The organism is Streptomyces sp. MMG1121, from assembly GCF_001280015.1.
In the GTDB taxonomy this organism is placed as follows: domain Bacteria; phylum Actinomycetota; class Actinomycetes; order Streptomycetales; family Streptomycetaceae; genus Streptomyces.
In genome coordinates this window covers 87,943-109,811 of the sequence record NZ_LGDV01000238.1, presented here as the reverse complement: position 1 = coordinate 109,811, position 21,869 = coordinate 87,943, and the positions used below count along the sequence as shown (strand labels likewise).

21 protein-coding genes and 6 pseudogenes are annotated in these 21,869 nt (G+C 69.1%); 13 read left to right on the top strand and 14 right to left on the bottom strand.

The window, feature by feature from the left end:
* Positions 1–142: 142 nt before the first annotated feature.
* A complete protein-coding gene (locus tag ADK64_RS36910; RefSeq protein ID WP_053666447.1) occupies positions 143–565 on the bottom strand; it encodes a VOC family protein in 423 nt (140 codons plus the stop codon).
* 46 nt (positions 566–611) lie between these two features.
* On the bottom strand, positions 612–1,460 hold the full coding sequence (locus tag ADK64_RS36905; protein WP_053666446.1) for an NmrA family NAD(P)-binding protein: 849 nt from the start codon (positions 1,458–1,460) through the stop codon (positions 612–614).
* 118 nt (positions 1,461–1,578) lie between these two features.
* Between ADK64_RS36905 and ADK64_RS36900 the strand changes: the two genes are divergently transcribed.
* Together ADK64_RS36900 and ADK64_RS46355 are read left to right on the top strand one after the other, a co-directional pair.
* Positions 1,579–2,523 carry an AraC family transcriptional regulator gene (locus ADK64_RS36900; RefSeq protein WP_053666445.1) on the top strand — a complete coding sequence of 315 codons (945 nt, stop codon included), beginning with the start codon at positions 1,579–1,581 and terminating at the stop codon, positions 2,521–2,523.
* A gap of 172 nt (positions 2,524–2,695) precedes the next feature.
* Positions 2,696–2,974, top strand: coding sequence for a hypothetical protein (locus tag ADK64_RS46355; protein WP_159046427.1), 279 nt, complete (start codon positions 2,696–2,698; stop codon positions 2,972–2,974).
* Here ADK64_RS46355 and ADK64_RS45530 read toward each other — a convergent pair.
* On the bottom strand, positions 2,963–3,631 hold the full coding sequence (locus ADK64_RS45530) for a hypothetical protein (protein ID WP_053666444.1): 669 nt from the start codon (positions 3,629–3,631) through the stop codon (positions 2,963–2,965). The two genes, ADK64_RS46355 and ADK64_RS45530, sit on opposite strands and share 12 nt — an antisense overlap.
* 131 nt (positions 3,632–3,762) lie before the next feature.
* On the opposite strand from ADK64_RS45530, the pseudogene ADK64_RS44175 reads away from it, so the two are divergent.
* Positions 3,763–4,142: pseudogene (locus ADK64_RS44175) on the top strand (hypothetical protein); the annotation flags it as partial.
* A gap of 82 nt (positions 4,143–4,224) precedes the next feature.
* On the opposite strand, the gene ADK64_RS36890 reads toward ADK64_RS44175, so the two are convergent.
* The 4 genes and pseudogenes from ADK64_RS36890 to ADK64_RS49310 form a co-directional block, all read right to left on the bottom strand.
* On the bottom strand, positions 4,225–5,058 hold the full coding sequence (locus tag ADK64_RS36890) for an enoyl-CoA hydratase/isomerase family protein (protein ID WP_053666443.1): 834 nt from the start codon (positions 5,056–5,058) through the stop codon (positions 4,225–4,227).
* Between the two features lie 16 nt (positions 5,059–5,074).
* Entirely contained in the window at positions 5,075–5,968 is an 894-nt protein-coding gene (locus tag ADK64_RS48015) for an alpha/beta hydrolase (RefSeq protein WP_053666442.1), read from the bottom strand.
* On the bottom strand, positions 5,923–6,405 hold the full coding sequence (locus ADK64_RS48010) for an alpha/beta fold hydrolase (RefSeq protein WP_234384864.1): 483 nt from the start codon (positions 6,403–6,405) through the stop codon (positions 5,923–5,925). The genes ADK64_RS48015 and ADK64_RS48010 overlap by 46 nt, the downstream gene beginning before the upstream one ends.
* A 58-nt stretch (positions 6,406–6,463) precedes the next feature.
* Positions 6,464–6,835 (bottom strand): annotated as a pseudogene (locus ADK64_RS49310) (alpha/beta fold hydrolase); the annotation flags it as partial.
* A gap of 258 nt (positions 6,836–7,093) precedes the next feature.
* Here ADK64_RS49310 and ADK64_RS36875 point away from each other — a divergent pair.
* Complete coding sequence (locus ADK64_RS36875) at positions 7,094–7,591, top strand: hypothetical protein (protein WP_053666440.1); 498 nt, start codon at positions 7,094–7,096, stop codon at positions 7,589–7,591.
* Positions 7,592–7,890: 299 nt separating this feature from the next.
* On the opposite strand, the gene ADK64_RS36870 is transcribed toward ADK64_RS36875, so the two are convergent.
* Entirely contained in the window at positions 7,891–8,487 is a 597-nt protein-coding gene (locus ADK64_RS36870) for a CGNR zinc finger domain-containing protein (protein ID WP_053666439.1), read from the bottom strand.
* Positions 8,488–8,719: 232 nt separating this feature from the next.
* Between ADK64_RS36870 and ADK64_RS36865 the strand changes: the two genes are divergently transcribed.
* Both ADK64_RS36865 and ADK64_RS36860 read left to right on the top strand, forming a co-directional pair.
* Positions 8,720–9,568: an MBL fold metallo-hydrolase gene (locus tag ADK64_RS36865; RefSeq protein WP_053666438.1), complete on the top strand. Its 849-nt coding sequence runs from the start codon at positions 8,720–8,722 to the stop codon at positions 9,566–9,568.
* Positions 9,569–9,983: 415 nt separating this feature from the next.
* On the top strand, positions 9,984–10,556 hold the full coding sequence (locus tag ADK64_RS36860; RefSeq protein ID WP_053666541.1) for a GNAT family N-acetyltransferase: 573 nt from the start codon (positions 9,984–9,986) through the stop codon (positions 10,554–10,556).
* Positions 10,557–10,737: 181 nt separating this feature from the next.
* Here ADK64_RS36860 and ADK64_RS49305 read toward each other — a convergent pair.
* A pseudogene (locus ADK64_RS49305) lies at positions 10,738–10,878 on the bottom strand (IS630 family transposase); the annotation flags it as partial.
* Between ADK64_RS49305 and ADK64_RS36855 the strand changes: the two are divergent.
* Positions 10,829–12,121 (top strand): FAD-binding oxidoreductase, encoded by a 1,293-nt coding sequence (locus ADK64_RS36855; protein ID WP_053666437.1) that lies wholly within the window; start codon positions 10,829–10,831, stop codon positions 12,119–12,121. The pseudogene ADK64_RS49305 and the gene ADK64_RS36855 overlap by 50 nt on opposite strands.
* Before the next feature lie 223 nt (positions 12,122–12,344).
* Here the strand turns inward: ADK64_RS36855 and ADK64_RS36850 are convergent, their stop codons facing one another.
* Positions 12,345–13,094: a TetR/AcrR family transcriptional regulator gene (locus ADK64_RS36850; RefSeq protein ID WP_053666436.1), complete on the bottom strand. Its 750-nt coding sequence runs from the start codon at positions 13,092–13,094 to the stop codon at positions 12,345–12,347.
* Positions 13,095–13,239: 145 nt separating this feature from the next.
* On the opposite strand from ADK64_RS36850, the pseudogene ADK64_RS44155 reads away from it, so the two are divergent.
* Positions 13,240–14,220, top strand: a pseudogene (locus ADK64_RS44155) (FAD-dependent oxidoreductase); the annotation flags it as partial.
* 193 nt (positions 14,221–14,413) lie between these two features.
* Here ADK64_RS44155 and ADK64_RS36835 read toward each other — a convergent pair.
* The gene (locus ADK64_RS36835) at positions 14,414–15,322 is read right to left on the bottom strand and encodes a hypothetical protein (RefSeq protein WP_199829806.1); all 909 of its coding nucleotides are present in this window, start codon (positions 15,320–15,322) and stop codon (positions 14,414–14,416) included.
* 622 nt (positions 15,323–15,944) lie between these two features.
* On the opposite strand from ADK64_RS36835, the gene ADK64_RS49300 reads away from it, so the two are divergent.
* Positions 15,945–16,229, top strand: coding sequence for a DUF4158 domain-containing protein (locus tag ADK64_RS49300; protein WP_078993060.1), 285 nt, complete (start codon positions 15,945–15,947; stop codon positions 16,227–16,229).
* Positions 16,230–16,248: 19 nt separating this feature from the next.
* On the opposite strand, the gene ADK64_RS36825 is transcribed toward ADK64_RS49300, so the two are convergent.
* On the bottom strand, positions 16,249–17,100 hold the full coding sequence (locus ADK64_RS36825; protein ID WP_053666432.1) for a dienelactone hydrolase family protein: 852 nt from the start codon (positions 17,098–17,100) through the stop codon (positions 16,249–16,251).
* 94 nt (positions 17,101–17,194) lie between these two features.
* Here ADK64_RS36825 and ADK64_RS36820 point away from each other — a divergent pair, with 94 nt between their 5' ends.
* The 4 genes and pseudogenes from ADK64_RS36820 to ADK64_RS49290 all read left to right on the top strand — a co-directional run.
* Positions 17,195–18,214, top strand: coding sequence for a GlxA family transcriptional regulator (locus tag ADK64_RS36820; RefSeq protein ID WP_053666431.1), 1,020 nt, complete (start codon positions 17,195–17,197; stop codon positions 18,212–18,214).
* 69 nt (positions 18,215–18,283) lie between these two features.
* Positions 18,284–18,616 (top strand): transposase, encoded by a 333-nt coding sequence (locus tag ADK64_RS36815; RefSeq protein ID WP_234384863.1) that lies wholly within the window; start codon positions 18,284–18,286, stop codon positions 18,614–18,616.
* 49 nt (positions 18,617–18,665) lie between these two features.
* Positions 18,666–18,878, top strand: a pseudogene (locus tag ADK64_RS49295) (IS3 family transposase); the annotation flags it as partial.
* Between the two features lie 222 nt (positions 18,879–19,100).
* A pseudogene (locus ADK64_RS49290) lies at positions 19,101–19,335 on the top strand (DDE-type integrase/transposase/recombinase); the annotation flags it as partial.
* Between the two features lie 289 nt (positions 19,336–19,624).
* On the opposite strand, the gene ADK64_RS36805 reads toward ADK64_RS49290, so the two are convergent.
* Together ADK64_RS36805 and ADK64_RS36800 are read right to left on the bottom strand one after the other, a co-directional pair.
* Positions 19,625–20,557 (bottom strand): MBL fold metallo-hydrolase, encoded by a 933-nt coding sequence (locus ADK64_RS36805; protein WP_053666429.1) that lies wholly within the window; start codon positions 20,555–20,557, stop codon positions 19,625–19,627.
* Positions 20,558–20,632: 75 nt separating this feature from the next.
* Positions 20,633–21,865 carry an MFS transporter gene (locus ADK64_RS36800; RefSeq protein WP_053666428.1) on the bottom strand — a complete coding sequence of 411 codons (1,233 nt, stop codon included), beginning with the start codon at positions 21,863–21,865 and terminating at the stop codon, positions 20,633–20,635.
* Positions 21,866–21,869 lie beyond the last annotated feature (4 nt).

Genomic DNA, 21,869 nt, shown 5'->3' with positions numbered 1-21,869 from the left:
CGGTGCACGGGAGTGGCCTGCACCGGGCGGCGCCCGGGCCGGCCGACGGCTTCGGCCGTACCCGGGCGCTGACCTGGGTTGCGGTCGGGATTCGGTCTCCTGGAGCAGTCAGCAGCTCAGAGGCCTCACCGTCATGGACTTCTCAGGCCGGGCGCTTCGGATTCACGTCCTTGTGGACAATCTCGAGTCGGTTTCCGTCGAGGTCGGTGACGTTGGCGGCGTAGTAGCCGCTGTAGAAGTACTCGCGCACACCCGGCTCTCCGTCATCCTTACCGCCCGCGGCCAGGGCGGCGGCGTAGGCGGCGTCGACCTCGGCCTTGCTGTCGGCGACGAGGCCGAGGTAGAGGCCGGTTTCGCCCTCCTTGCGCTTGCGCAACCAGATGCTGCAGCCGATGGCTTTGCCCGAGCCGTAGGCACGGTCACAGAGTCCGAAGAGGTCGGGGACGTAGTCGGTGGTCGACTCGAAGGCACCGATCCGTCTCCAGCCGAGCGGTTCGAGCGCCTTGGTGTAGAAGGCGACCGCACGGTCGATGTCGGTCACCGAGATGTAGACGTGGTCGATCATCGCGGGGTCTCCTTCGATGTGGTGGCTGCCAGGTCGTTGGTCGTGGTCATTTCGCTTCCGGGTTCCAGGCACCGGCGTTGCGCTCGGCGAACTCGCGGAAGGTCGTGGCCGCGCGGCCGGTGACCTTCTCGATGTCGCCGGTGGGTGTGGCGCCGTTGCCGGTGATGAGGGCATCGGTGAGCCAGCGCAGCATCACGGCGAATTCGGTGGGGACGCCCGCGGCGACAGCGCCCTTGAGGAACGCCTCCTGGTCGATGTCGTTGTGGACGACGGGGCGGCCGCTGACCGAGGCGATGGTGTTCGCGACCTCACGGAAGGTCAGGGCCTGCGGGCCGGTGAGCGAGTAGGTGGCGTGGTCGTGGGCTTCGGGATCGACCAGCGTCTCGGCCGCGACCGCCACGATGTCGGCCGCGTCGACGAATGCCTCCCTGCCGCCGTTGCTCGGAGCTGTGATCGCTCCGTCGATGACCGGCATGTGCTCGTCGGCGAAGTTCTGCATCACCCACGCGGGACGCAGGATCGAGTGCGTCAGGGCGCGCCGGGAAGCGAGGTCGGCCTCGACGGCCGCGATGTCGATCCCCGCCGGTGCCTGGTCGGCGTTGTAGGCGCTCAGGTAGGTGACGTGGCGCACGCCGGCACCTTGCGCGAGGTCCAGAAAGGCGGCGACCTGCTCCACGTAGCTGACGCGCATGGTGGGTGTCACCAGGTAGAGGCGGTCGACGTCGGCCAGGGCTTCCGCATGGGTAACCGGGTCGTCCCAGTCGAAGCGGACATCGGCTCGGCTGCGCGATGCGGTGCGGGAGGTGACTCCTCGCCGGGTGAGCTCGCCGGCGAGCAGCGAGCCGGTCCTGCCGGTGCCGCCCAGGATGAGCGCGGAAGGCGTTGCATTGTTCATGGCTCTATCGTCAGCGCACTGAATGAGAGACTCCATGTATGAAGCGCTCGACTTTTTACGTGAGACTCTCACAACCTGCGCCTTGACGCGATCGTTCGCCCTACTTGACCATGAGCACATGGACCTACTCACCGACCACCTGCTGCGGGCCCGCGCCACCGGGGCGGTGTTCGCGCGGACGGTCGCCGAACCACCATGGGGGCTGCGGCTGGGCGGCTCGATCCAGCTCTCGGTGCACACGGTCGTGCGCGGCCGCGGCTACCTCTGGCTGGACACCCCCGGCAGTGCTGTCGAGCTCATCCCGGGCGACGTCACGCTGGTACGCGGCGGACCGAACCACTACATCGGGCACGAACCGGGCGCCGAATGCCTGGAGCCGGAGGATTTCCGCGCGCGCTACGCCCATGTCGGCCCCGGCGACAACCCGCGCGCCACGGTGTTCCTGTGCGGCGCCTACCAGTTCTCCGGCGATGTCGGCAGCGGACTGCTCGAGGCACTGCCCCAGGTCATGACCCTCTCGGCGGCGATCGACGACCCCATTCGGGAGGTCGTCACTCTGCTGTCCCGCGAGCTGCTCCGCACCGAACCCGCCCAGCAGATCGTGCTGGACCGCCTCCTTGACCTGCTTCTCGTGATGGCCATCCGCAGCGATCTGCGCCACAGCGACACCGCGCCCCGCTGGTACCGGGCTTCCGCGGACCCGCGGCTGGGCGACGCACTCCAAGCCATGCACGAGAATCCGGCCCATTCCTGGACGGTCCCGGAACTCGCCACGATCAGTGGCCTGTCCCGGCCCGCCTTCGCCCGGGTGTTCCGGGAGGTGCTCGGTCAGGCCCCCATGCAGTACCTGACCGAATGGCGGATGACCCTCGCCCGCGACCACCTGCGCGCGAACGACCTCACTCTCAACCAGATCGCCGACGCCATCGGCTACAGCTCGCCCTACGCCTTCGCGGCAGCCTTCCGCCGCCACCACGGACAACCCCCCGGCACCTGGCGGCAACAGGAACGAGCAACCTCAGACACACGACTGCTCACCACACACCGCACCAGCACCTTCTGAACCCCGCTCGGTCTCGCGCCCCCGAGCCACCAGGAGGTCCGGCCTTCGCGCCTGTGACCACTGGCGATCACACGATCGGGACTCCCGTTCGATGCCATCCCTCCAACATCGGAACGACAGATCTGCTACCGCACAGTGGCGGCAGGCAGGCAGACGGAGGAGTCAGGTATCGGTGCGCAGGACCGGGCAACGGCACAAGCACCGCGAGCCGGGCGAGTATTGCGATACACCCCTGCCTGCTCGGATCAGGGAAACGATCGAGTGGTGCGCCGCGGAGTACGGCACGGTCGAGGGACACCTGCTGCGCCGGCAGACCGTCCCTCGCAAGCCGTATCCGCAGGGGGGATCGACAACCATCCCGGTAGGGGTGGTCCTCTACGGCAATCGCCGCTTCTCCGCGTCGAACGGCCTGGGCAACGGCATCCCGATCACGGACCTTTCAGGCGCATGAGCCATCCTTCCCGGCGAGCCGGGGAGCCTCCCGGTCAGGTGTACGTGGTTGGCCTGGCAGACCAGCCCGATCGGATTCCCACCGGTGGCCGTTCCCGCGGTCGGCCGACCGGACCGGAGCGGTTTCGGGCCTCGGTCTCGCGTCCGCCAGGATGGCGCCGAGGTGTCGGGCGACCGAGTGGACGTGGGGCGGGTCGAGCAGAGACAGGTGGTGTCCGGGCACGGTGATCACATCGAGGTCCGAGCACACCGCGTCCCAGCCGCGTGCCGGGTCCCGTAGGTCGAACCGGGGGTCCCGCAGGCCGTCCGGCGTGACGTCCGTCGCGCTGAGGAAGGACACCGGACCGTCATAGGGGCGCGGGGTGTAGTGCTCCAGTGCTCGGGCATCCAGATGTGACGTCCGCTGGTGGTTCAGAATCGCGTCGCTGACGACGCTGTCGACCAGCCCCGCGTCCCGCATCGCCGCGACGACCAGGTGCACCTGTGCCTCGTCGTCCAGGCCCGCCAGCTGCTCGTAGGGCAGCGAGATCCCGCGCGCGTAGGTGGCTTCGAGGAACTCGACGAACCGCTCGAACCGCTTCTCGGCGCTGGCCGCGGCAGACAGCCCGGTGTCGTCGGGCAGCGGGATGATGGAATCGATCAGGGCCAGCACCTCCACCCGCTCGCCGCAGCTGGTGCGCCGTCTCGAACGCGAGGGAACCGCCGAACGACCAGCCCGCCAGCCGGTACGGGCCGTGCGGCTGCACCGCCCGCAGCTCGGGCAGGTACTGCCGGACCCGGTCCTCCACCGCGGGAAGGCCCTCGATCCGGTCGAACGCCGGGGCGGCTGCGTGCGGCAGACTTGACCGTCCTCGCGCCGACAAGGCCTGTTCCTCCCGCGCCAGCCGCACCGCACCCCCCTGTGGAAACGCAGCATCAAGGCAGTCATCCCCGAGCAGAAGGCGCAGGCCGCCAACCGGAAGAAGCAGGGCAGCCGGGGCAGTCGCCCCACATGCCACGGCGCCGATCTCTGCGAACAACGCAACACCGTCGAGCGCCTGATCGACAAGCTGACGACCTGGCGGGGCATCGCGACTCGACATGACAGGACACCCGAGAGCTATCTCGCCGGCCTCCACCTCCGTGCCCCGATGATCTGGATCAACGACCGCCTGACGGCAGCTGGTTGATCACAACATCACACAGGCCCTCACGGTCTCAACCGCCTCGCCCCGCTCTTCCGGGAACGTGACCGTGCTCGTGCGCTGCGGGTCAGCGGCCCCGGAAGTCGAGCGTGGGCCGGGGCTCGCCTGCCGTGAAGGCCTTGACCGCCGAGGCAAGGCCGGCCCTGGTGTCCTCGGTTTCGAAGAGCGGCAGGGCGATGTCGAACATGGCCTCGTCCGCTGCGGCGATCCCGCCGACGGCCCAGGCCCGCAGGAGGGCCTTGTGGGCCGCGTGGGCGCGGGTGGGCCCCTGTGCGAGCTTCTGTGCGAAGGCCGTGGCTTCCTTCAGTAGTACGCCGTCCGGGACGACCCTGGCGACGACGCCTGCGGCTGCCATGGTCGATGCCGACACTCGCTCGGAGGTCAACGCGCACTCTGCGGCGCGGGCACGCCCGGCGCTTTCGGCGACGCGGTGGATACCACCGAGGAGGGTGACGAGGCCCAGTGTCTGCTCGGGGTGGCCGAAATGGGCCGACTCTCCCGCGAAGATGACGTCGGCACGAAGGGCGAGCTCGAATCCGCCACCGAAGCGCAGCCCCTGCACTGCTGCGACCACCGGCAGCGGGAGTCGCTCGAACTCGTTGAAGACGCTCATGTACCTCTCGAAGAGGGCCCGCAGTTCATGAACGTCCGTGTCCGGCCAGTCGACGAAGGCGCCGCCGAAGCTGAAGTCCGGGCCGTTCGCGCGCAGGAGAACGGCGCGAGCATCGCTGCGGGTCATCGTCTTGACCGCTTCGGCCAGCTCGGTGGCCATCTGCTCGTCGATGCGGTTCTGCGGCGGGTTCTGCAACACCACTGTGGCGATGCTGTCTTCGACGGAAAAGGTGAGGTGTGACGCGACGTCCTCCGAGAACGGTGGGGGAGCAAAAGCGGTTGACGCCAGGGCTTCGGTTCCTGGTTCAGGAGAGGTGGTCGCGAAACCAGCTGAGTGCTGCCGTGCTCGCCATGTCGAATTCGGACACGTAGGGATCGAAGTGCCCGCCGGGGATGAGCACCAGCTGCTTTGGTTCCAACGCCCGCTCGTACGCGGCCAGCTCCAGATCCGTGAGGGTGATGGTGTCTTCGGCCGCGACGACCATCATCAACGGCGTCGGCGAGACCCGGGTGATCCATGCCCCAGGCTCGTACATCCGGGCGGAGCGGCTGGAGCGGACCGTCACCGTGTTCTCCCAGGCGCCGGTGGGCAGCGGCTGAAGGTAGAAGTCGATCGCTTCCTTCGCCCGGTAGGCCGCCGGTACCGCCGGGTCGTCGCTGACGATGGCTTGGCGGCGCGGGGCTTCACCACCGAACTGGGCACGCTCGTCCTCGGCGAAGGCGGTCTCGAGCCCCTCCACGGCCTCCGGCGGGATCCGGCGCAGCCCCTGCTCGTATCCGCTGATCGTCGGTACCTGCGCGACAACACAACGAAGGCGCCGGTCGGTTGCACCGAGCACGAGCGCATGTCCGCCCGCGTAGCTGGTTCCCCACAGCCCGATCCGCCCGGGGTCGACCTCGGGACGGCTCTCCAGGAACGAGACGGCACGACGCCAGTCGGCAATCTGCTGCCAGGGGTCCACATCCTGGCGGGGAGTTCCGTCGCTGGCACCGAAGGCGCGGTGGTCGTGCACCAGGACGACGAAACCGTCCTCCGCGAAGGCGCGGGCGAAGCGCTCGAGTCCATGCTCCTTCACCCCGGCATACCCGTGGGCCATCGTGATCGCCGGATGCGGACCAGGACCGTCGGGGGTGAACAACCATCCCCGCAGCGTCACTGCGCCCTCGGCGGTGAATTCAATGTCCTTGCGCTCTGCCATGTGTGTGTCTCTTTCGTCTCGTGAAGCCGCGCCTTGGCCGCTGCGCCGTCCGTGTCCTTGGGGCAGATGCCGCTGGGGGCCGTGAAGGTCTCTTCCAGGAAGTCGTCGAGCTCGGCAGCGACGGCCGCGGGCCGCTCGATGTGCACCCAGTGGCCGGCCCGGTCGATCACTACCGATTTTGCTGAGGCAAACCGCTTCACCACGCCACCGGCGACGAGGTCGGGCGTGATGAACCCGTCGTCGTCGCCCCGGACCACCAGGACCGGACCGGTGTAGCGGCTCGGTCTCGCACCGTCGGGGTGGCCTGTGTTCCATGCGTCCACGAGGTCGCGGACCACTTCCGGCCGCACGCGGGCGCCGACGACGGTGAGCCGGTCCAGATCCGCGTCGGTGAGAAGGGTGGACAGCTGCTGTCGAACGGCGCGCTGTCCCTCCACGTTGCCTCCCAGGGAGCGGAACGGCTCGGACAACATCGCTCGGCAACCGGGTTCCTGCGAGCGGTATGGGCGTGATGAGGACCAGACCCAGCGCACGCGCCGGACGCGCCGCCGCGACCAGTTCGGCGATCGGTGCAGCCATGCTCTGGCCGACGATCACGAACGGCTTGTCCAGGACGTCGACGACAGCACCGACTTCCGTGACGAAGCGGTCGAGCGTGAACGGGCCGGTACTCGTCGCGGCCCGTTCCCCGCAGCCCGCGAGGTCGAGCTGGACGGATTCGATGCCCGTGGTCTTCAGCGCCGTGATCGCGTTGTCCCAGACGTACTGATCGTCGAGAAATCCGTGGAGGAACACCAGCGTGCAATGACCCGCGCCGCGCCGCCGGAACCTGAGGTCCGTGTCCGCTATGCGTTCCGTCCTGATCATTTCATCCCTTTCCGGGGGCGGCCGTGTACTGAGAGCGCACGCGTCCGGGTCAGACCGCCTAAGCGATGCAACATAACCATACTGCTAACGGTTATGTTGTACAGTCGCTCGTGGGGTCGCATTCCCGGATGTCGCGCCTCGCGGTCGGTGTGCCGGGTTCCCGTTACCTGACGCTTTGTCGGAATTGGTGGCGTGGAAGCCCCCGAGTCCGCGGCCCCGACGCTCGTGTCCGAAGCGCAAGGAAGGCAAAGGAACGAAATGGACCTCAGGCAATACAAGGACAACGTGGCGCGTGCGGCCGAGGAGGCCCGCAACTGGTTCTTCGACCAGTACCTCCCCGCCTGGACCGCCGCGGCCGCGAACCCGTCGGCCGATCCCCGGTCCGTTCTGAACTACTGGGTCCCTCCGCTCGGCGTCTCGGTCGACGACCCCGACCCGGCTCGTGCCGTGTACGGCTGGTGCCCCGACCCGGACTCGGTCCTGGGCTACCTTGCCGCGCAGCAGGAGCCGTTGAAGGCCGCCGGCTACACCCACACCGAGGTCCCCGACAGCCGAGTGACCGCCTACAGCTCGCGCTCGGCCGGGATCGAAGTGATCTGGTCGCGCCGCACCGCCGACAACACCGAGATCGAGCGTCTCGCAGTCCACTTCGAGGTCCGTCGTGACGACTCCGGTACCTGGCGCATCATTGCCTTCGCCGCCCACCCGACCGACTCCGACCGCCTCGCGGACACCTTCGTCACCGTGACCCCCTGATCCGCGCCGTGCGGGCGCGACGACACCGGCAGAGCATGGAGGTCCCGCACTGGGCTGCGAGGATCTCTGTGTCCGGGAGTCGGGCGACCGCTCAGCCGGGGAGGATCAGCTTGCCCCGGCGTCGCCCGTTGCCCACGAGGGCATGCGGGGTTGCTGCCACTGCCTCACCCTTGAGAGGGGGCCATGTGTGTGGAATGCCGACGTTCCGATTGCCTACCTGTCCGCACTCATCCGCCGGGAACAACCGGCGCCCGCCATGAGCGAAGCCGGTCTGACGACCCTCATCGTCGGTCGCCGTGTCAGGTGTTCGCTCGCTGACGGGCACGGTAGGCGCGCAGGTTGGCGGCGTTGCCGCAGGACTTGACGTCGTGCCAGACGCCGCTGTTGTTGCGGGAGCGGTCGTAGAAGGCCGCCCGGCAGCGAGGATTGCGGCAGGTCTTGAGGCGGCGCCGGGTGTCGGCCCGCTGTCCCTCGAAGGTGGCGACGAGAATCAGAGAGGCCAGACGCCGCCAACCCGTGCCGCGTGGATCCAGCCGGACGAGCCCGTCCTCGCCGAGCTGTAGCGCGGCAGTGGCGGTGTGCAGGACGGTTGTGATCGTGCCCTCCTCGGGCGCCTGGTCATGTGCTGCGGCGGTCAGTCGGTGCAGGTCGTCGCGGAAGGCTCGCAGCTCCTCAAGGCCACCATGGTCCAGAACCACCTCGGGAACGGGCTGGCCGGTGACGGCCGACCACTGGGCAGTCGCGTCATTCACCCATGCCTGTGCTCGTTCGAGATCGTCAAGCATGTCGGGTCCCCGTGGGGAGCCTGCGGCGACGGTGTTGAGCAGGTCCTGGACGAGTCCCAGTCCGCCGGGAGCGGTGTCCAGGCCGTAACGCGTGGTAGCGGGCCATGTCATCGCGCCATCACCTCCTGGTCGAGTGACCGGCATCGCGGTCCTGGCATTCATTATTGAGCGGAAATAACCGTAACAAGATAGCTTACGTCGACAAACGAAACGGAGTGCCGGACGTCCTTCCGCACTCGGCACCCCAGGTGCGGCCGCGCCGGGTTCAGGCGAGGGTGGCGAGCACGGCCACGTCGTCTCAACGGCCTCGGCGAGTCAACCACAATCAAAGGAGGCCTATGCCATGTCCGCATCTTCACTGTCCTACGAGGTACTGGTCCTGGACGGGGCCCTGCGCGCCGGGGACCAGCGCATGCCCAACGGCGACCCCATCGTCTCGTCCCCGCTCGCGTCCACGCTCATCCACGGTGAGCACGACGCCGTCCTGGTCGACCCGCCCTTCACCCACGACCAGATCCAGCAGGTCGGCGACTGGATCGAACGGTCAGGCAAACGGCTGGTGTACATCTACGCCACCCACGGCCACGGCGACCACTGGTTCGGCACCGGGAAGCTCCGCGAGCGCTTCCCCGACGCCACCGCCTACGCGACCGAGGGCACCATCCGGCTCATGCACCAGCAGGCCACCGAGGGACGGGAGCAGCTGTGGGACCGGGTCTTCCCCGGACAGATCCCGCAGACCCCAGTGCTCGCCCAGCCGATCCCGGCCGGAGGGTTCCTGCTGGAGGGCAACGTCGTCAAGGCGTACGAGGCAGGACACACCGACACCGACGACACGACCTTCCTCCACGTGCCTTCCATCGGACTCGTGGTCGCCGGTGACGTCGTCTACAACGACGTACACCCGTACATCCTCGAAGGTGGCAACGGCGGCTTGGACGCCTGGCTGGCGGCCATCGACCGCATCGCCGAACTGGAGCCGCGCGCCGTCGTCGCGGGCCACAAGAACAAGGAGCGCTCCGACGACCCGGTCATCCTGGAGGAGACCCGCCAGTACCTCCGGGACGCGGAACGGCTGCTCGCCGAGAAGCCGAGTCCACGTGAGTTCTTCGACCGGATGATGACGCTCCACGGCGACCGGCTCAACCCCGGCCCGCTGTGGTACGGCGCAGTCGGCCTGCTCGGCGGCTGACAGGTTCGGTTGGGTGCAGGAGGTGTCGAAGTCGCCGTTGGCGCGCGGTCCCCGGAACTTGAGTACGCCTTCGGCGCCGGCGAGTCCCCAGCGGGCCCCGGTGGTGCCGAGTCGGTCTTTGACTGAGCTGCCCGATCCGCCACTGTCCGTGGCGGCCAGCCGCGAAGCTGCCGGACCATCCGGCCTACCAGCAGATCATGGCGGTGTTCGCCGCGGCCGATGCGCCGCTGCGGGCGCGGGCGGTGTGTGAGGCGATGGACGCGGAGATCGCTCCCGGCAACTCAACAACTGGGGGCGCTCGAGCGCGCCGATGAGCGGACACGTCGCTCTGCCAGCTCGCGGAGAAAACCCGTTGCGAGTGAACCGGATCGGATGTCTGATTGATCGGCCACCGATCAGGGGAGGGAACATGACGATGTCGCTGCCCACCCCTTCGTTGCACACCGCTCGCCTTCGGCTGCGTGCCTTCGAAGACGCGGATGCGAACGACCTCTTCGCACTGCACAGCAGCGCCTACGTGCTGCGCTACTGGGACGCGCCACCGTGGAGCGAACCCGTGCGCGCGGAGAGGTTCATCACGGCTTGCCGGCAGATGGAACAGGAGGGCACCGGGGCGCGGCTGGCCGTAGATCGCGTCTCCGACGGGGCGTTCATCGGCTGGTGCAGCCTGAACAGGTGGAATCCGGACTACCGCAGCGCGTCGCTCGGCTACTGCTTCGACGGTGCAGCGTGGGGCCACGGCTACGCGACCGAGGCCGCCCGCGCTGTGCTGCGGTGGGCATTCGACACGCTGGACCTGAATCGCGTCCAGGCTGAGACCGATACGCGCAACGTGGCCTCTGCCCGCGTGCTGGAGAAGCTCGGCTTCGTGCGCGAAGGGACGTTGCGGGAAGACTGCGTCGTCAACGGCGAGGTCTCTGACTCGTGGGTCTACGGGCTGATCAGGCGGGAGTGGCAGCCGTCGTCCGAGCAGGTTCCCGCCCACTGAGTTCCGTCGCTCGCCACCCGGTATCGGCTGACCCCAACCGGTATCGGCTGACCTCAAGCCCAGATGGCTGAAGATGCAGACCGGAACATCGGTGATACGGCTCGCCAGGCTGATGAGCCCCGGACGGATGTGCCTGCCCGCGCGACGTGACGGCGGAGTCAGTCCGGCCAGATGGAACAGAGGTGAAGGCGGTGTTGGCCAGCGGGCCGTGCCGTAACAGCGACCAGACGTCCTCGCCCGGGTTCAAGTCCAATTCGTGCGAAGGAAGTTGAATGATGGTGAGCCAGTCGTGTGCGGCGGCGTACTGGCGCATGCCGGCTGCAGCCGTGTCGTCCCGGGCGGCCTGCGTCGCCCGGTGCCGGACCACCGCCGATGTCCAGGCCGCCGTCCGGATCGCTCACGCGCTCGGGCTTCCGTTGTCGGTGTTCAGCGGGGGCAACGACTGGCTCGGCCGAGCCGTACGGGACCGTGGCCTGGTCATCGACGTCTCGGCGATGACCACGATCGAGGTTGATGTCGAGGCGCGGACCGCCCGGATCGGCGGCGGTGTCCGTTCGGACGTGCTGGCCCGGGAGACAGAGTCGCACGGCCTGACGCCGGTGACCGGCACGGTCGGGCTGGTGCACATGCTCGGGTTGAGCCTGGGCGGTGGCTACGGCCCGCTGGAAGGGCGGTTCGGGCTGGCCTGCGACAATCTCGTCTCCGCGGAACTCGTCACCGCCGATGGGACCGTGCGCGTCGTCGACGCGGAACACGAGCCGGACCTGCTCTGGGCACTGCGCGGCGGTGGCGGCAACTTCGGGGTCGTCACCGCAGCGGTCGTGCGGCTGCACCGCATCGGCCCGGTCTACAGCGGGATGGTGGTCTACCCGTGGTCGCAGGCGGAATCGGTGCTGACCCGGCTCGGCCCGCTGCTCACCTCGGCCCCCGACGAGCTCAGCGTGCAGACGATCATCGCGAGTGGACGCGACGGAGCGTCGTTCGTGGCGGTCATGCCGACCTGGAGCGGCGCTGCTGAGCGGGGCCCCGAGGCCACGGCCCCGGTGAGCGCCCTGGGTGACCCGATCTCCTCGCAGATCGAGCCGACCGCCTGGCACGCGATGATCGCCGGGGTGGCGCAGTCGTTCCCGGCGGGGCGGCACGCGCACTTCCGCACGCGCAACGTCGCGTCCTTCACCCCGCGGGTGGTACGCAGCCTGGTCGAGGCCGGCTCCTCCCGGATCTCTTCCCTGTCGGCGCTGTCGATCCACCCCTTCCATGGCGCGGCGACCCGGGTCCCCGTCGCCGAGGCGGCGTTTGGCGAGCGACGACCGCACCAGATGATCGAGATCGTTGGCCAATGGGAGGCTGGTGCCCCCTCGGACGCCGCGTGGGCGGACCGGGTGGATGCCTCGCTCGCCGACGACGCCATGCCCGGGGGATACCCGAACCTGCTCGGCCCCGACGACGCCGACCAGGTCCGCGACGCGTACGGGGCAGGGGCCGGGAGGCTGCTGACGATCAAGTCCCGCATCGACTCCGACAACGTGTTCACCGCCACCCCGCTCCCCGTGGACCTCCGCTGAGTATCCGGTTCCCGCCGTGACCAGCCGGCCGGCGCCGGTCCTCCACGTGTCCGGGACGGCCGAACACGATCGCCCCGGAGCGTCGGTGGGGGCGAACGTTGCGTGAAAAACCGGGGACACACAGGCCGTTCAAGCGCCTCCACCGAGCCAGTCACGTCACTCATCAGGTGCTGCTTCGTGATCGGGAGTTACACCGGTACAGACCCGCCTCGGGCTCCGGCGTTCATCCGTCGGTGTCGGATGCCGGTGTCGGCTGGGGCTGGGTGAGGTTGTCCATGATCAGGCCGAGGGTGAACTCGAACCGCTCGTGTCCGGTGCCGGAGGTCAGCTCAGCGGCATAGCGTCGGGTCTGCGGAAACGTGTCGGCCGGCAGCGCGGTGAACCGGCGGATCAGCTCCTCGCGGCCAAGGACCCATTCCTGGTCCGGGTGTCTGCGCCGCTGCTGGACCAGCGACTGCTCCAAGGCGTAGGCGCTGACGTAGAGGGACAGAGCATCGAGCACCCAGGCGGCGCTCTGTGGTGCGATTCCGCCGACGAGCAGGATCGCCAACAGCCCTTCCCTGACCCGCAACGTGGAGAGGTTGGTCGGAACTACGCCCAAGGCGGCACGGGAGACTCCGGGGTACTCCAGGTACTGGTCGCGGATCTGCGCGTACACGTCGAGGATCTGCTTGCGCCACGTGGCCGGGTCCGGTTCGGGCAGCACGACCTCGGAGCAGAGCCGGCCGACGAGCAGATCGTCGATGTCCTCTTTGCTGACGATGTGCGCGTACAGCGACGACGGTCCGGTACCGAGCACCGCGGCGACTCGACGGATGGTCAGAGCGTCGTAGCCCTCGGTGGCCACGACCTGCAGGGCGGCGTCGGTGATCCGGCCGACCGTGATGGGCTTCTTGCGCGGGGACGCCGCTGAGGGCTCCCCAGCGGGCTGGGCGTGACGAGCGGCTCGGCGTTGCCGGGGATCGGAGGGCATACCGGTCACTATAGCTTGACACGATCTAAGTTCGCCTCGTAGAACTTAGATCGTACCCGTCGAACTAAGTTCGTCTCTGCGTGGTCGGCGTACCCCCTGCTCAGGTCCTGAGCAGGGTTCGGACAGTCTGTTCAGGAGGCATGTGATGCGAGTTTCCGTGGTCGGAGCCGGTCTGGGGGGTCTGTGCTTGGCGCAGGGTCTGCGTGGTGCCGGGATCGAGGCCGACGTGTACGAGCGGGATCCGGCGATCACCGCACGATTTCAGGGGTACCGGCTCGTACTGGATTCGGTCGGATTCGAGGCGCTGCGCAGCTGCCTGCCACAGCGCCTGCACCCGCTGCTGGACGCGGTCGTCAGTGACACCTACGTTGAGCGACTGGCCCTGGACGCCCAGCTGAACAAGATCGGCGAACTCGGCCCTGCCAGGAGCGGGATCGTGGTTGACCGGCAAGTTCTCCGGCACCTGCTGCTGACCGGACTCACCGTGCACACCGGGGCCGCGCTGACCGGGTACGACGTGTTGGACAATGGCAGGGTCGAAGCCCGGTTCGCGAGGCGCGATCCGGCAACCGCTGACCTGCTCGTCGGGGCGGACGGGGTCGGCTCCGCGGTTCGCCAGGTACTGATGCCGCAGACCACCCCGAGGGACACGGGCGTCCGGTTCGTCATCGGCCGCACGCCGCTGACGGAGCAGTTCGCCGCGCTGTCCCGGGCCTACGGCGGGAAGATCGTGGGGGGCGGAGTGAGTCTGCTGCTCGGGGCGATGCGGTTCCCCGTTCCGCCAAAGGAAGCGGCGGAGAAGCTGGCACCCGAAGTAACGCTCCCCGACATCCATGACTACGTGCGCTGGGCCATGATCCTCCCGCCGAACGGCTCTCTCGGCACCTTGACGGCGCAGGAGGCCGCGCTGTCCAGGATGGAGGGCTGGCACCCGAACCTGCAGGCGCTCATCGAGCAGGCCGACCCGGACAACAGCACCCTGCTGTCCATCCGGGTGGTCGAGCCCCGCGAGCGCTGGGCGCCCGGTCCGGTCACGCTGCTCGGAGACGCCATCCACGCCACCTCCCCGACCGGCGGCAACGGTGCGAACACCGCCCTGCGCGACGCCGACCTGCTGCGCCGCTGCCTGGTCGGGGCCGTCGAGCGCCGCCAAGACCTCCTCGGCGCGGTCGGCGACTACGAGCGGCAGATGTTCGAGTACGGCGGCGAGGCCGTGCGCCGCAGCCTCGCCGCGCTACCCGCCTTCGTCCCGAACCCGGAACGACCCGAGTCCGGCGGACGACAGATTTCTGGCGCCCCCGTGCTGCCGGGCGTGAAACTCAGATCTGTGTCGGGGTCGGCTCCCGGACCGGATCGCCGGTCGCTGGGGCGGCGTTGGGGCGCTGGGGCAGGCCGGTACGGCGGTCGTACGGGGCCGGGAGCGGAGCCGGAGGATGCCGGCGGACCTGCCAGACCTGGCAGGCGACCAACGTGCTGAGCGAACCGAGCAACACCACCGATCCCCACAGCGTTCCCCAGCCGAGGCCGCCCTGGGCGGCCGGCTTGGTCAGTGAGTCGCCGCCCGCGGCACCCAGCGGCCTGGTCAGGATGAAGGCCAGCCAGAACAGCACGGTCCGGTTGGCGGCGGTGAACCGGTAGGCCGCGACGATCAGCAGCATGACCGCTGCGATCAGGAAGAAGGCGTTGCGGAATCCCAGCCCGGTGTCGTCGGCCAGCCAGTCGCCGCTGGAGGTGCCCAGGGTGTTGGAGACGAGGATGGCGATCCAGTACAGGATCTCCCCCTGACGGCTGGTGATGTTCTCCACGTCGAGGGTCTGCCCGGTGCGCCACCACATCGTGAACACCCCGGCGAGCAGGCCGGTGAGAAGGACCGCGCCCCAGGCATACCCGATGCCGTCGGGGGCACTGCCGTGCCCGAAGCCGCGGTTGAGGAAGTCGGAGATCTCGGTGCCGACCATGCTGGTGCCGAGGATCACCGCCCAGTACAGGGCCGGATGAAAGCGCCCGGCCCGCACCTGGGCTACCGCAACGGCCGTAAGGAAGGCCAGGAACAGCAGGGCCGTCGTCACGTAGCCGAGCCCGAAAGTGATGCCCAGCAGGTCGCCGGCGGTCTCCCCCAGGGTCACCGCCACCGTCTTCAATGCCCAAAACAGCAGCGTTACCTGAGGGAGCTTGCGCAGCACGTATCCGACCTGGCCGCGCTGCGCCGCGATGTCCGTGTTGTCCACCGGGTCATCGTGCCAGCGCCGGCGGCCCCGGCGGGCAGTTCCCGGCTGTCGGAGCCGATCGCTACCCGAAGGAGCGAATGTGATGGGCACTCGCTGCCGCGGGGTGAGGCCGGGCAGCGACGGCCCCGCACAGCTGGCCGAGCCGTCGGGCGTGTCACGCCCGCCCACCGCCCGCACCTCCACGGGATTTGCCCTGCCGGTGAGATCGACCGTGACGGTTCAACGAAAACGATATCGAAGAAGTGGATCAAAGCCCATGATTAAGGCAAAAGGGATCGCTCAAGGTGTACCGTAATGAGAATCGGTCATACGAACGAGAATGACTGAGAATCCGACAGTTTTAGAGCGACAGGACACTTCGGCTTCGGCCCTGCGCTCCCGAAGCTGCCGTGAAGTGACAAGTAGCTCTCTGTAGCCGATCAAGGGGTTGGTTGTCCTGGATCCGGCAGACTTCATCCGTGCGCTGTTGTGCCCGCGTCACCTTGGTCGCGTTCGTCGTGGCTGAGAGGGGCTGAGAGGGGCTGAGGGTGAGGCAGGAGTGGGAGCCGGAGGACCTGATCGAGGTCTGGACGCTACGGGACGATGACGAGAAGAGGCTGCGGAACAAGTCCGGGGCGAACGGCTGGGGTGCGCGCTGCTGAAGTTCTTCGAGGCCGAGGCGCGCTTCCCGGGGGATACTGCGGAGATCCCGACGACAGCGGTGGCGTACGTCGCGGAACAAGTGAAGCTGGCTCCGGAGGAGTTCACCGCGTACGACTGGTTTGGGCGGGCCATCAGCCGTCATCGGATGGAGATCCTGGGCGTGTTCGGGTTCCGTGAGTGCACGGTTGAGGACCAGGTCCAGTGGGCCGAGTGGTTGGCGCGAACTTCGTCGACGGTGTGGAGTCCACCACGGCGGGTGACCTGACCCTGGCAAGGCGCTTGCATCAGTTCGGCCCGTCGGCTCCGGTGTCGGGCGTGGTCGTCCCCAGCCGTTCGGCGAGGAAGGCGATGATCTCGTCACGGGCGCGCGTGGTCGGGTGACCCTGCTCGTCGACGAGATGGGCCGTGGTGACGCTGTGGGCGCAGCCGACGACGTCGCGGAAGAAGGGTGGCGGGTTCGTGTTCGCCACTTCGTCCGCGAGCACACGGCCGTCGAACGCGTCGCCGAGCAGAGCCCGGTAGGCCGCGAACCGCCGGCCGGTGCACCACCTGTCGTTCTCGAAGCGGTAGGCGAGCACCTTGAGGCCGTCGCGTCGGATGCGCTCGGCCACGCGGGCGGCGTCTTCGGTTGCGATCTCCAGCCCTGCCGGGTCGTCGAGGGGGAGTGAGGGATGGTTGACGACGGGGGCGATGACGGCGGGTTCGAGCGTCATGGTCAGGGCGAAGTTGCCGGTGAAGCACAGCCCGACCGCGCCGACGCCCGGCCCGCCGCACTCCGCGTGCACCACGCGTGCGAGCCCGCGCAGCCACGCCACGACGGGGCTGGTGCCGCCGCCGGCGAACGCACGGAACTCGGCGCTGACGCAGGCACGCCGGACGACGGCTTGACCCGCGTCGGCGGTCGGGTAGGCGCCGTCGACGCCGAACAGGGAGGGCAGATAGACGCGGAAGCCGGCATCGCGCAGCCAGCGCGCCAGGCGTGCTACGTCAGGGCTGATCCCCGGCATCTCGGGCAGCAGGACGACAGCCGGTCCCGACCCGGTGACGTGCACGGTCTTGGCGACCGTGTCGATGTCGATGACGCGGTGCGAGAAGTCGTCCAGGGAGTCGTCGTGTCGCAGGTGGGTGGTTGTCATGAGGGGCAGCGTGGCAGGAGACTGTCTCCCTCAGAAACGGCGGCATCGCCGGATACTGCGGCGAAATCGCCACCTGCTCGTGCCGGGGGGACACGTGAGTTCACTGAGACTGGGAGTGCTGGCCTACCCCGGGTGTTTCGGCTCGGAGGTGTTCGGAGTCCCGGACCTGCTGGTGATGGCCCGTCACGTCGCGGCGGCGCAGGGGGTGGCACGACCCTCGTGCGAAGTGTCCGTGGTCTCGCCCAGGCGGCGGGTGATCACGTCCGGTGGTCTGACTGTCGGCGTCTCGGCCATGCGCCCGGTGGACGTGCTGATCGTGCCGGGCTTCGAGCTCTCGCCCGCGCTCGATCTCGACGCGGCACTGGCGGACCTGCGGCCCGAGGTGGCGGCCATTCGCTCGCAGGCAGTCTCCGGAGCCGCCGTCGTGTCGATCTGCGTCGGCGCCTTCATCGCTGCCGAGGCCGGCCTGCTCGACGGGCGCGAGGCGACGACCTCCTGGTTGTTCGCAGATCTCCTCGCCCGCCGGTACCCCGACGTGAAGGTACGTCCCGAGCGCCTGGTCGTCACCGACCGCGGGGTGACGACCACGGCCGCCTTCAGCGCCATGTACGACTTCGCACTCCAGCTCATCCGCGAGCAGGACGGCCCCGGCGTCGCCCGCAGCACCGCGCGTGTGGCGCTCGTCGACGACGCCCGTACCACCCAGGCCCCGTACGTCGATCCGGCGCTGCTGCCCGTCGCAGGCCGCGCGTTCTCCCGTGGTGTGAAGCGGTGGCTCGACCGGAATCTGGGGTCCCGTTACGACCTCTCCGCCCTCGCCGCGGCGTTTCACGTGAGCACGCGGACGATGCTCCGTCGCTTCGGTGAGGAGACGGGCCAGACCCCCCTCGCGTACGTGCAGTCCGCTCGGGTCCGCCGGGCCCGGCATTTGCTGGAGACGACCGACAGGACGGTCGCACGCATCGCGGCAGACCTCGGGTACGCCGACGCGAGCACGTTCAGCGCCGTCTTCGCCCGGCACGCGGGCCGGCGACCGCGGGACTATCGCGCCATGTTCCGCCGCTCGCCCGCAGAGCCGGTCGGCGACATCCCGCACGGGCCCGGCACCCGCTGACTGAACCGCCCCGGTTCGAACGGAGACTCTGATATGCCCCGTGCCTGGTGGAGTCACCTTGCTGGACAGATGATGCTCCAGACGCTCAAGGAGGCTCCATTGCCCCGCAGTTACCCGCCCGAGTTCCGGCGCAAGGTCCTCGGCCTCGTTGCCGCCGGCCGCCCGATCCGGCAGATCGCTCACGACCTCGGAATCAGCGAGCAGACGATGTGTGTTTGGCGGCGTCAGCACCTCATCGGTATCGGGCAACTGCCGGGACCAACCGGCCAGGACCAGGTCGAACTCACGGCCGCCCGAAGGCGGATCGCCGAACTGGAGGCGGAACTGGCCATCCATCGCCGTGCAGCCGAGCTCATAGGCGAGGTGGTGCCTCCAGAAGACGCCTCGAGGCCGTCGCGGTAATGGCCGGCGAGGGCATGTCCGTGCAGACGGCGACGAGGGTGCTCAACGTCTGCGAGTCCGGCTATCACGCCTGGCCCTCCGTCCGCCCTCCCCGTGGTCTCTGCGGCACTCATGGCTGACCGAGGCGGTCACCACGATTCACACCGCCTCGCAAGGCTCTTACGGCATCCGTTGTGTTCACGCCGAACTCAGACGCGGGCATGGCATCTCCGTCAGCCACGGCACCGTCATGCTCCTCATGCAGAAGGCAGGCCTCAAGGGCCTGCCCGGCAACCGCCGGCGGCGGCTGCGGCACGACACCCCCACAGCCGCCGACCTGGTCGACCGGAACTTCACCAGAACCGCTCCGGACAGGCTGTGGGTCACAGACATCACCGAGCACTCCACCCCTTGGATCTGTCTCGCCATACCGAAGACGAACTGCGGTATGGCGCTGACGAACTCAACCAGCGGTCGCGCCAGGCCCTGGACTGGGGCACAGCGACCGAGCGCCCGGCTGTTTTACTGAACGCCTCACAGCCTCGACCGTTGCGACGACTACTGGAATCCAAGCCCGGGAGGGCAAGGTGTACTGCGCGGTCGTCCTGGACACCCACTCGCACCGGGTCGTCGGCTGGTCCATCGACTCCACCCAGACCTCCGCCCTCGTCACCAACGCCCTGAACATGGCGATCAGCAACCGCCGACCGGCAGCTGGGACCGTGATCCACTCCGACCACGGCGTCCAGTTCACGTCATGGGCCTTTACCGAACAGGCCCGGGCCTCGGGCCTGGTTCGCTCGAGACGCCGTGGATGTTTGGCGACCGCGGCGACCCCGGCGGGGCGCTCGGCCGGCAGCACAAGTCCGGCGCGGGCGGCCCAGCGGGCGGCCTCCGGAGGTGCGAGTTCGACGGCGGCCATGGATGTTCTCCCATTCAGTCCAAGGCTTGGGGAGCGGCGGTTGACTGATGCCATAAAGGCCAAGAATTCGCTTTATGCAACTGCACGCGCCATGGCCGCTCGCGTGGTCAGGCCGCGGTGGTCGGAAGTTCGCCGGCGTGCTCGGCGAGCAGCCGGTAGCGGCCGTTCTCCCGGCGGACGGTGCCGGCCGTGGGCTGCGGGAAGTGGGTGCCCAGGAGCAGCGCGTCGGTGTCCGCCAGGGCATCGAGCAGCCGACCACGGGTGCGGACCGCCTGGGCGGAGTCGATGTCGACGCAGCTGTGCACGTGGGGGTGGGACAGCTGCACGGGGTGGTGGATACTGTCGCCGGTGATCAGTGCCCGGCGGTCGCTGCCGCGCAGCTCCACGGCGACCTGCCCCGGGGTGTGGCCGGGAGCAGGAACCAGGAAGACGCCCGGCGCCACCTCGTGCCCCAGCTCGGGCACGTCCACGAGGTCGTACTGCCCGGTGTCGCGGACGGGGTGGACGGAGTCGCGGAACATCTGGCTCCGGGCCTCGTCCAGGTCGGTGGCGGCCCAATGGTCCCATTCGGTGCGGCTCGTGAGGTAGCGGGCGTTGGGGAAGGTGGGGACCCAGTCCTCGCCGGCGAGGCGGGTGTTCCAGCCGACGTGGTCGGTGTGCAGGTGTGTGGTGATCACCAGGTCCACGGACTCGGGCGCGAAGCCGGCCGCTGCCAGCCGCTCCAGGAAGTCGGTGTCGAGACCGTTCCAGGCCGGGTTGGCCCTGGTCTTGCCGTTGCCGATGCCGGTGTCCACAACGATTCGAAGCCCGCCGGTCTCCACCGCGAAGCTGTGGCTCGCCAGACGCGGCACGGAGGCGTCGGCGAAGTCGGGGCGCAGCCATGAGGCCTCGTCCAGCATCTCCTTGGTGACGTCCGGCAGCAGCCACGGTCCGGTCTGTCGCGGCAGTTCGATCTCGTCGACACGGCGTACGGCGATGTCGCCGAGGCTCCATCCCGTGCCGAGGGAGGGGGCGGTCTGACGGGGGGTGGCGGTGTTCATCGGTGGGTCCCTTTCGGTGGTGCCGGGCGGCGCGGGTGGGGTGATGAGAGTGGTGCTGTGGAGGGCAGGCCCTGGTCAGGCCCAGCGCGGTCGGCGCGCGGCGCGGATCAGGCCGGTCAGGGTCAGCAGGACGACCGTCGCGCCGTAGAGGGCGACAGCGGTCTGCAGGCCGTAGAGGTTGGTCAGCAGGCCGGCGAGGACAGCGGGGATGCTCATGGCCAGGTAGCTGAGGGCGTAGTAGGCCGCGAGTGTGGCGGCACGCTCGCCCGGACCTGCCGGGGGCAGCAGCAGGCGCAGGGCGCCCTGGGTGACGGCGCCGAAGCCTACGCCCGCCAGGGCAGTGCCGGCGAACAGCGCGACGAGACTGTGCAGGTGCGGGCCGCTCAAGGTCAGCAGGGCCCCGGGGATAAGGAGCGCGGTGCCGCCCAGGCTCGCGGTGCGGGCGGGCAGCGCCCGGGCCGCGTGTCCGGCGAGACCGGCTGCGGCCGTCAGGGTGAAGAAGACCAGTCCGCCGGTCGCGTGGGCGGCGTGCGGGGCGATGAGCCGGGCGAGCGAAGAACCGAGCGAGGAATAGAAGCCGCCCAGGGCCCAGGCCGCGACAATGCCGGGCGCGGCGAGCGCCAGGCCCTGCCGGGAAGCGGGCGCGACGGTGATCGTGGGGCGCAGCGAGCGCCGGACGCAGGACTCGGCGCGGGCGGACTCGGTGTCGGCGGTCTCGGGGGTAAAGCACACTGCGGCCGCCTGTGCGATGAAGAGCACGAACAGCAGGAGGTAGACGGTGCGGGTGGGTGCGGGCGCGTACTGCACGAGGGCTGTGGCGGCCAGCACACCGACCGCCATGCCGGCCACGGGCATGATGCCGTTGGCGACCGCCGCCCGGCCCGGGCGGTCGGGGTCCTCGAAGTCGAGCAGGGCGGCTCCGGCGGCGCTGGTGGCCACACCGGTGGCCAGGCCCTGCAGGATGCGGGCGGCGATCAGCTCCGGCACCCCCTGCGCGGTGGCGAAGACGGCCATCGCGACGGCCTCCGCCAGCAGCGCCCCAGCGAGGACCGGGCGTCGGCCCAGGTGGTCCGAGAGTGTGCCCGCGGTCAGCAGTGCCACCAGCAGGGCGAGCGCATAGGCGCTGAACACGACGGTGAGCGTCATGGGCGAGAAGTGCCAGGTGGCCTGGTAGAGCGCGTACAGGGGCGTCGGTGCGCTGGAGGCGGCCAGCAGACCGACCAGGGTTGAGGCGTGGAGCCGGAAGGCACTGCGGTGGCCGAGTACGGGCAGGCGGCGGTGGGACGGCAGGGCTGTGACGCTGGACATGGAA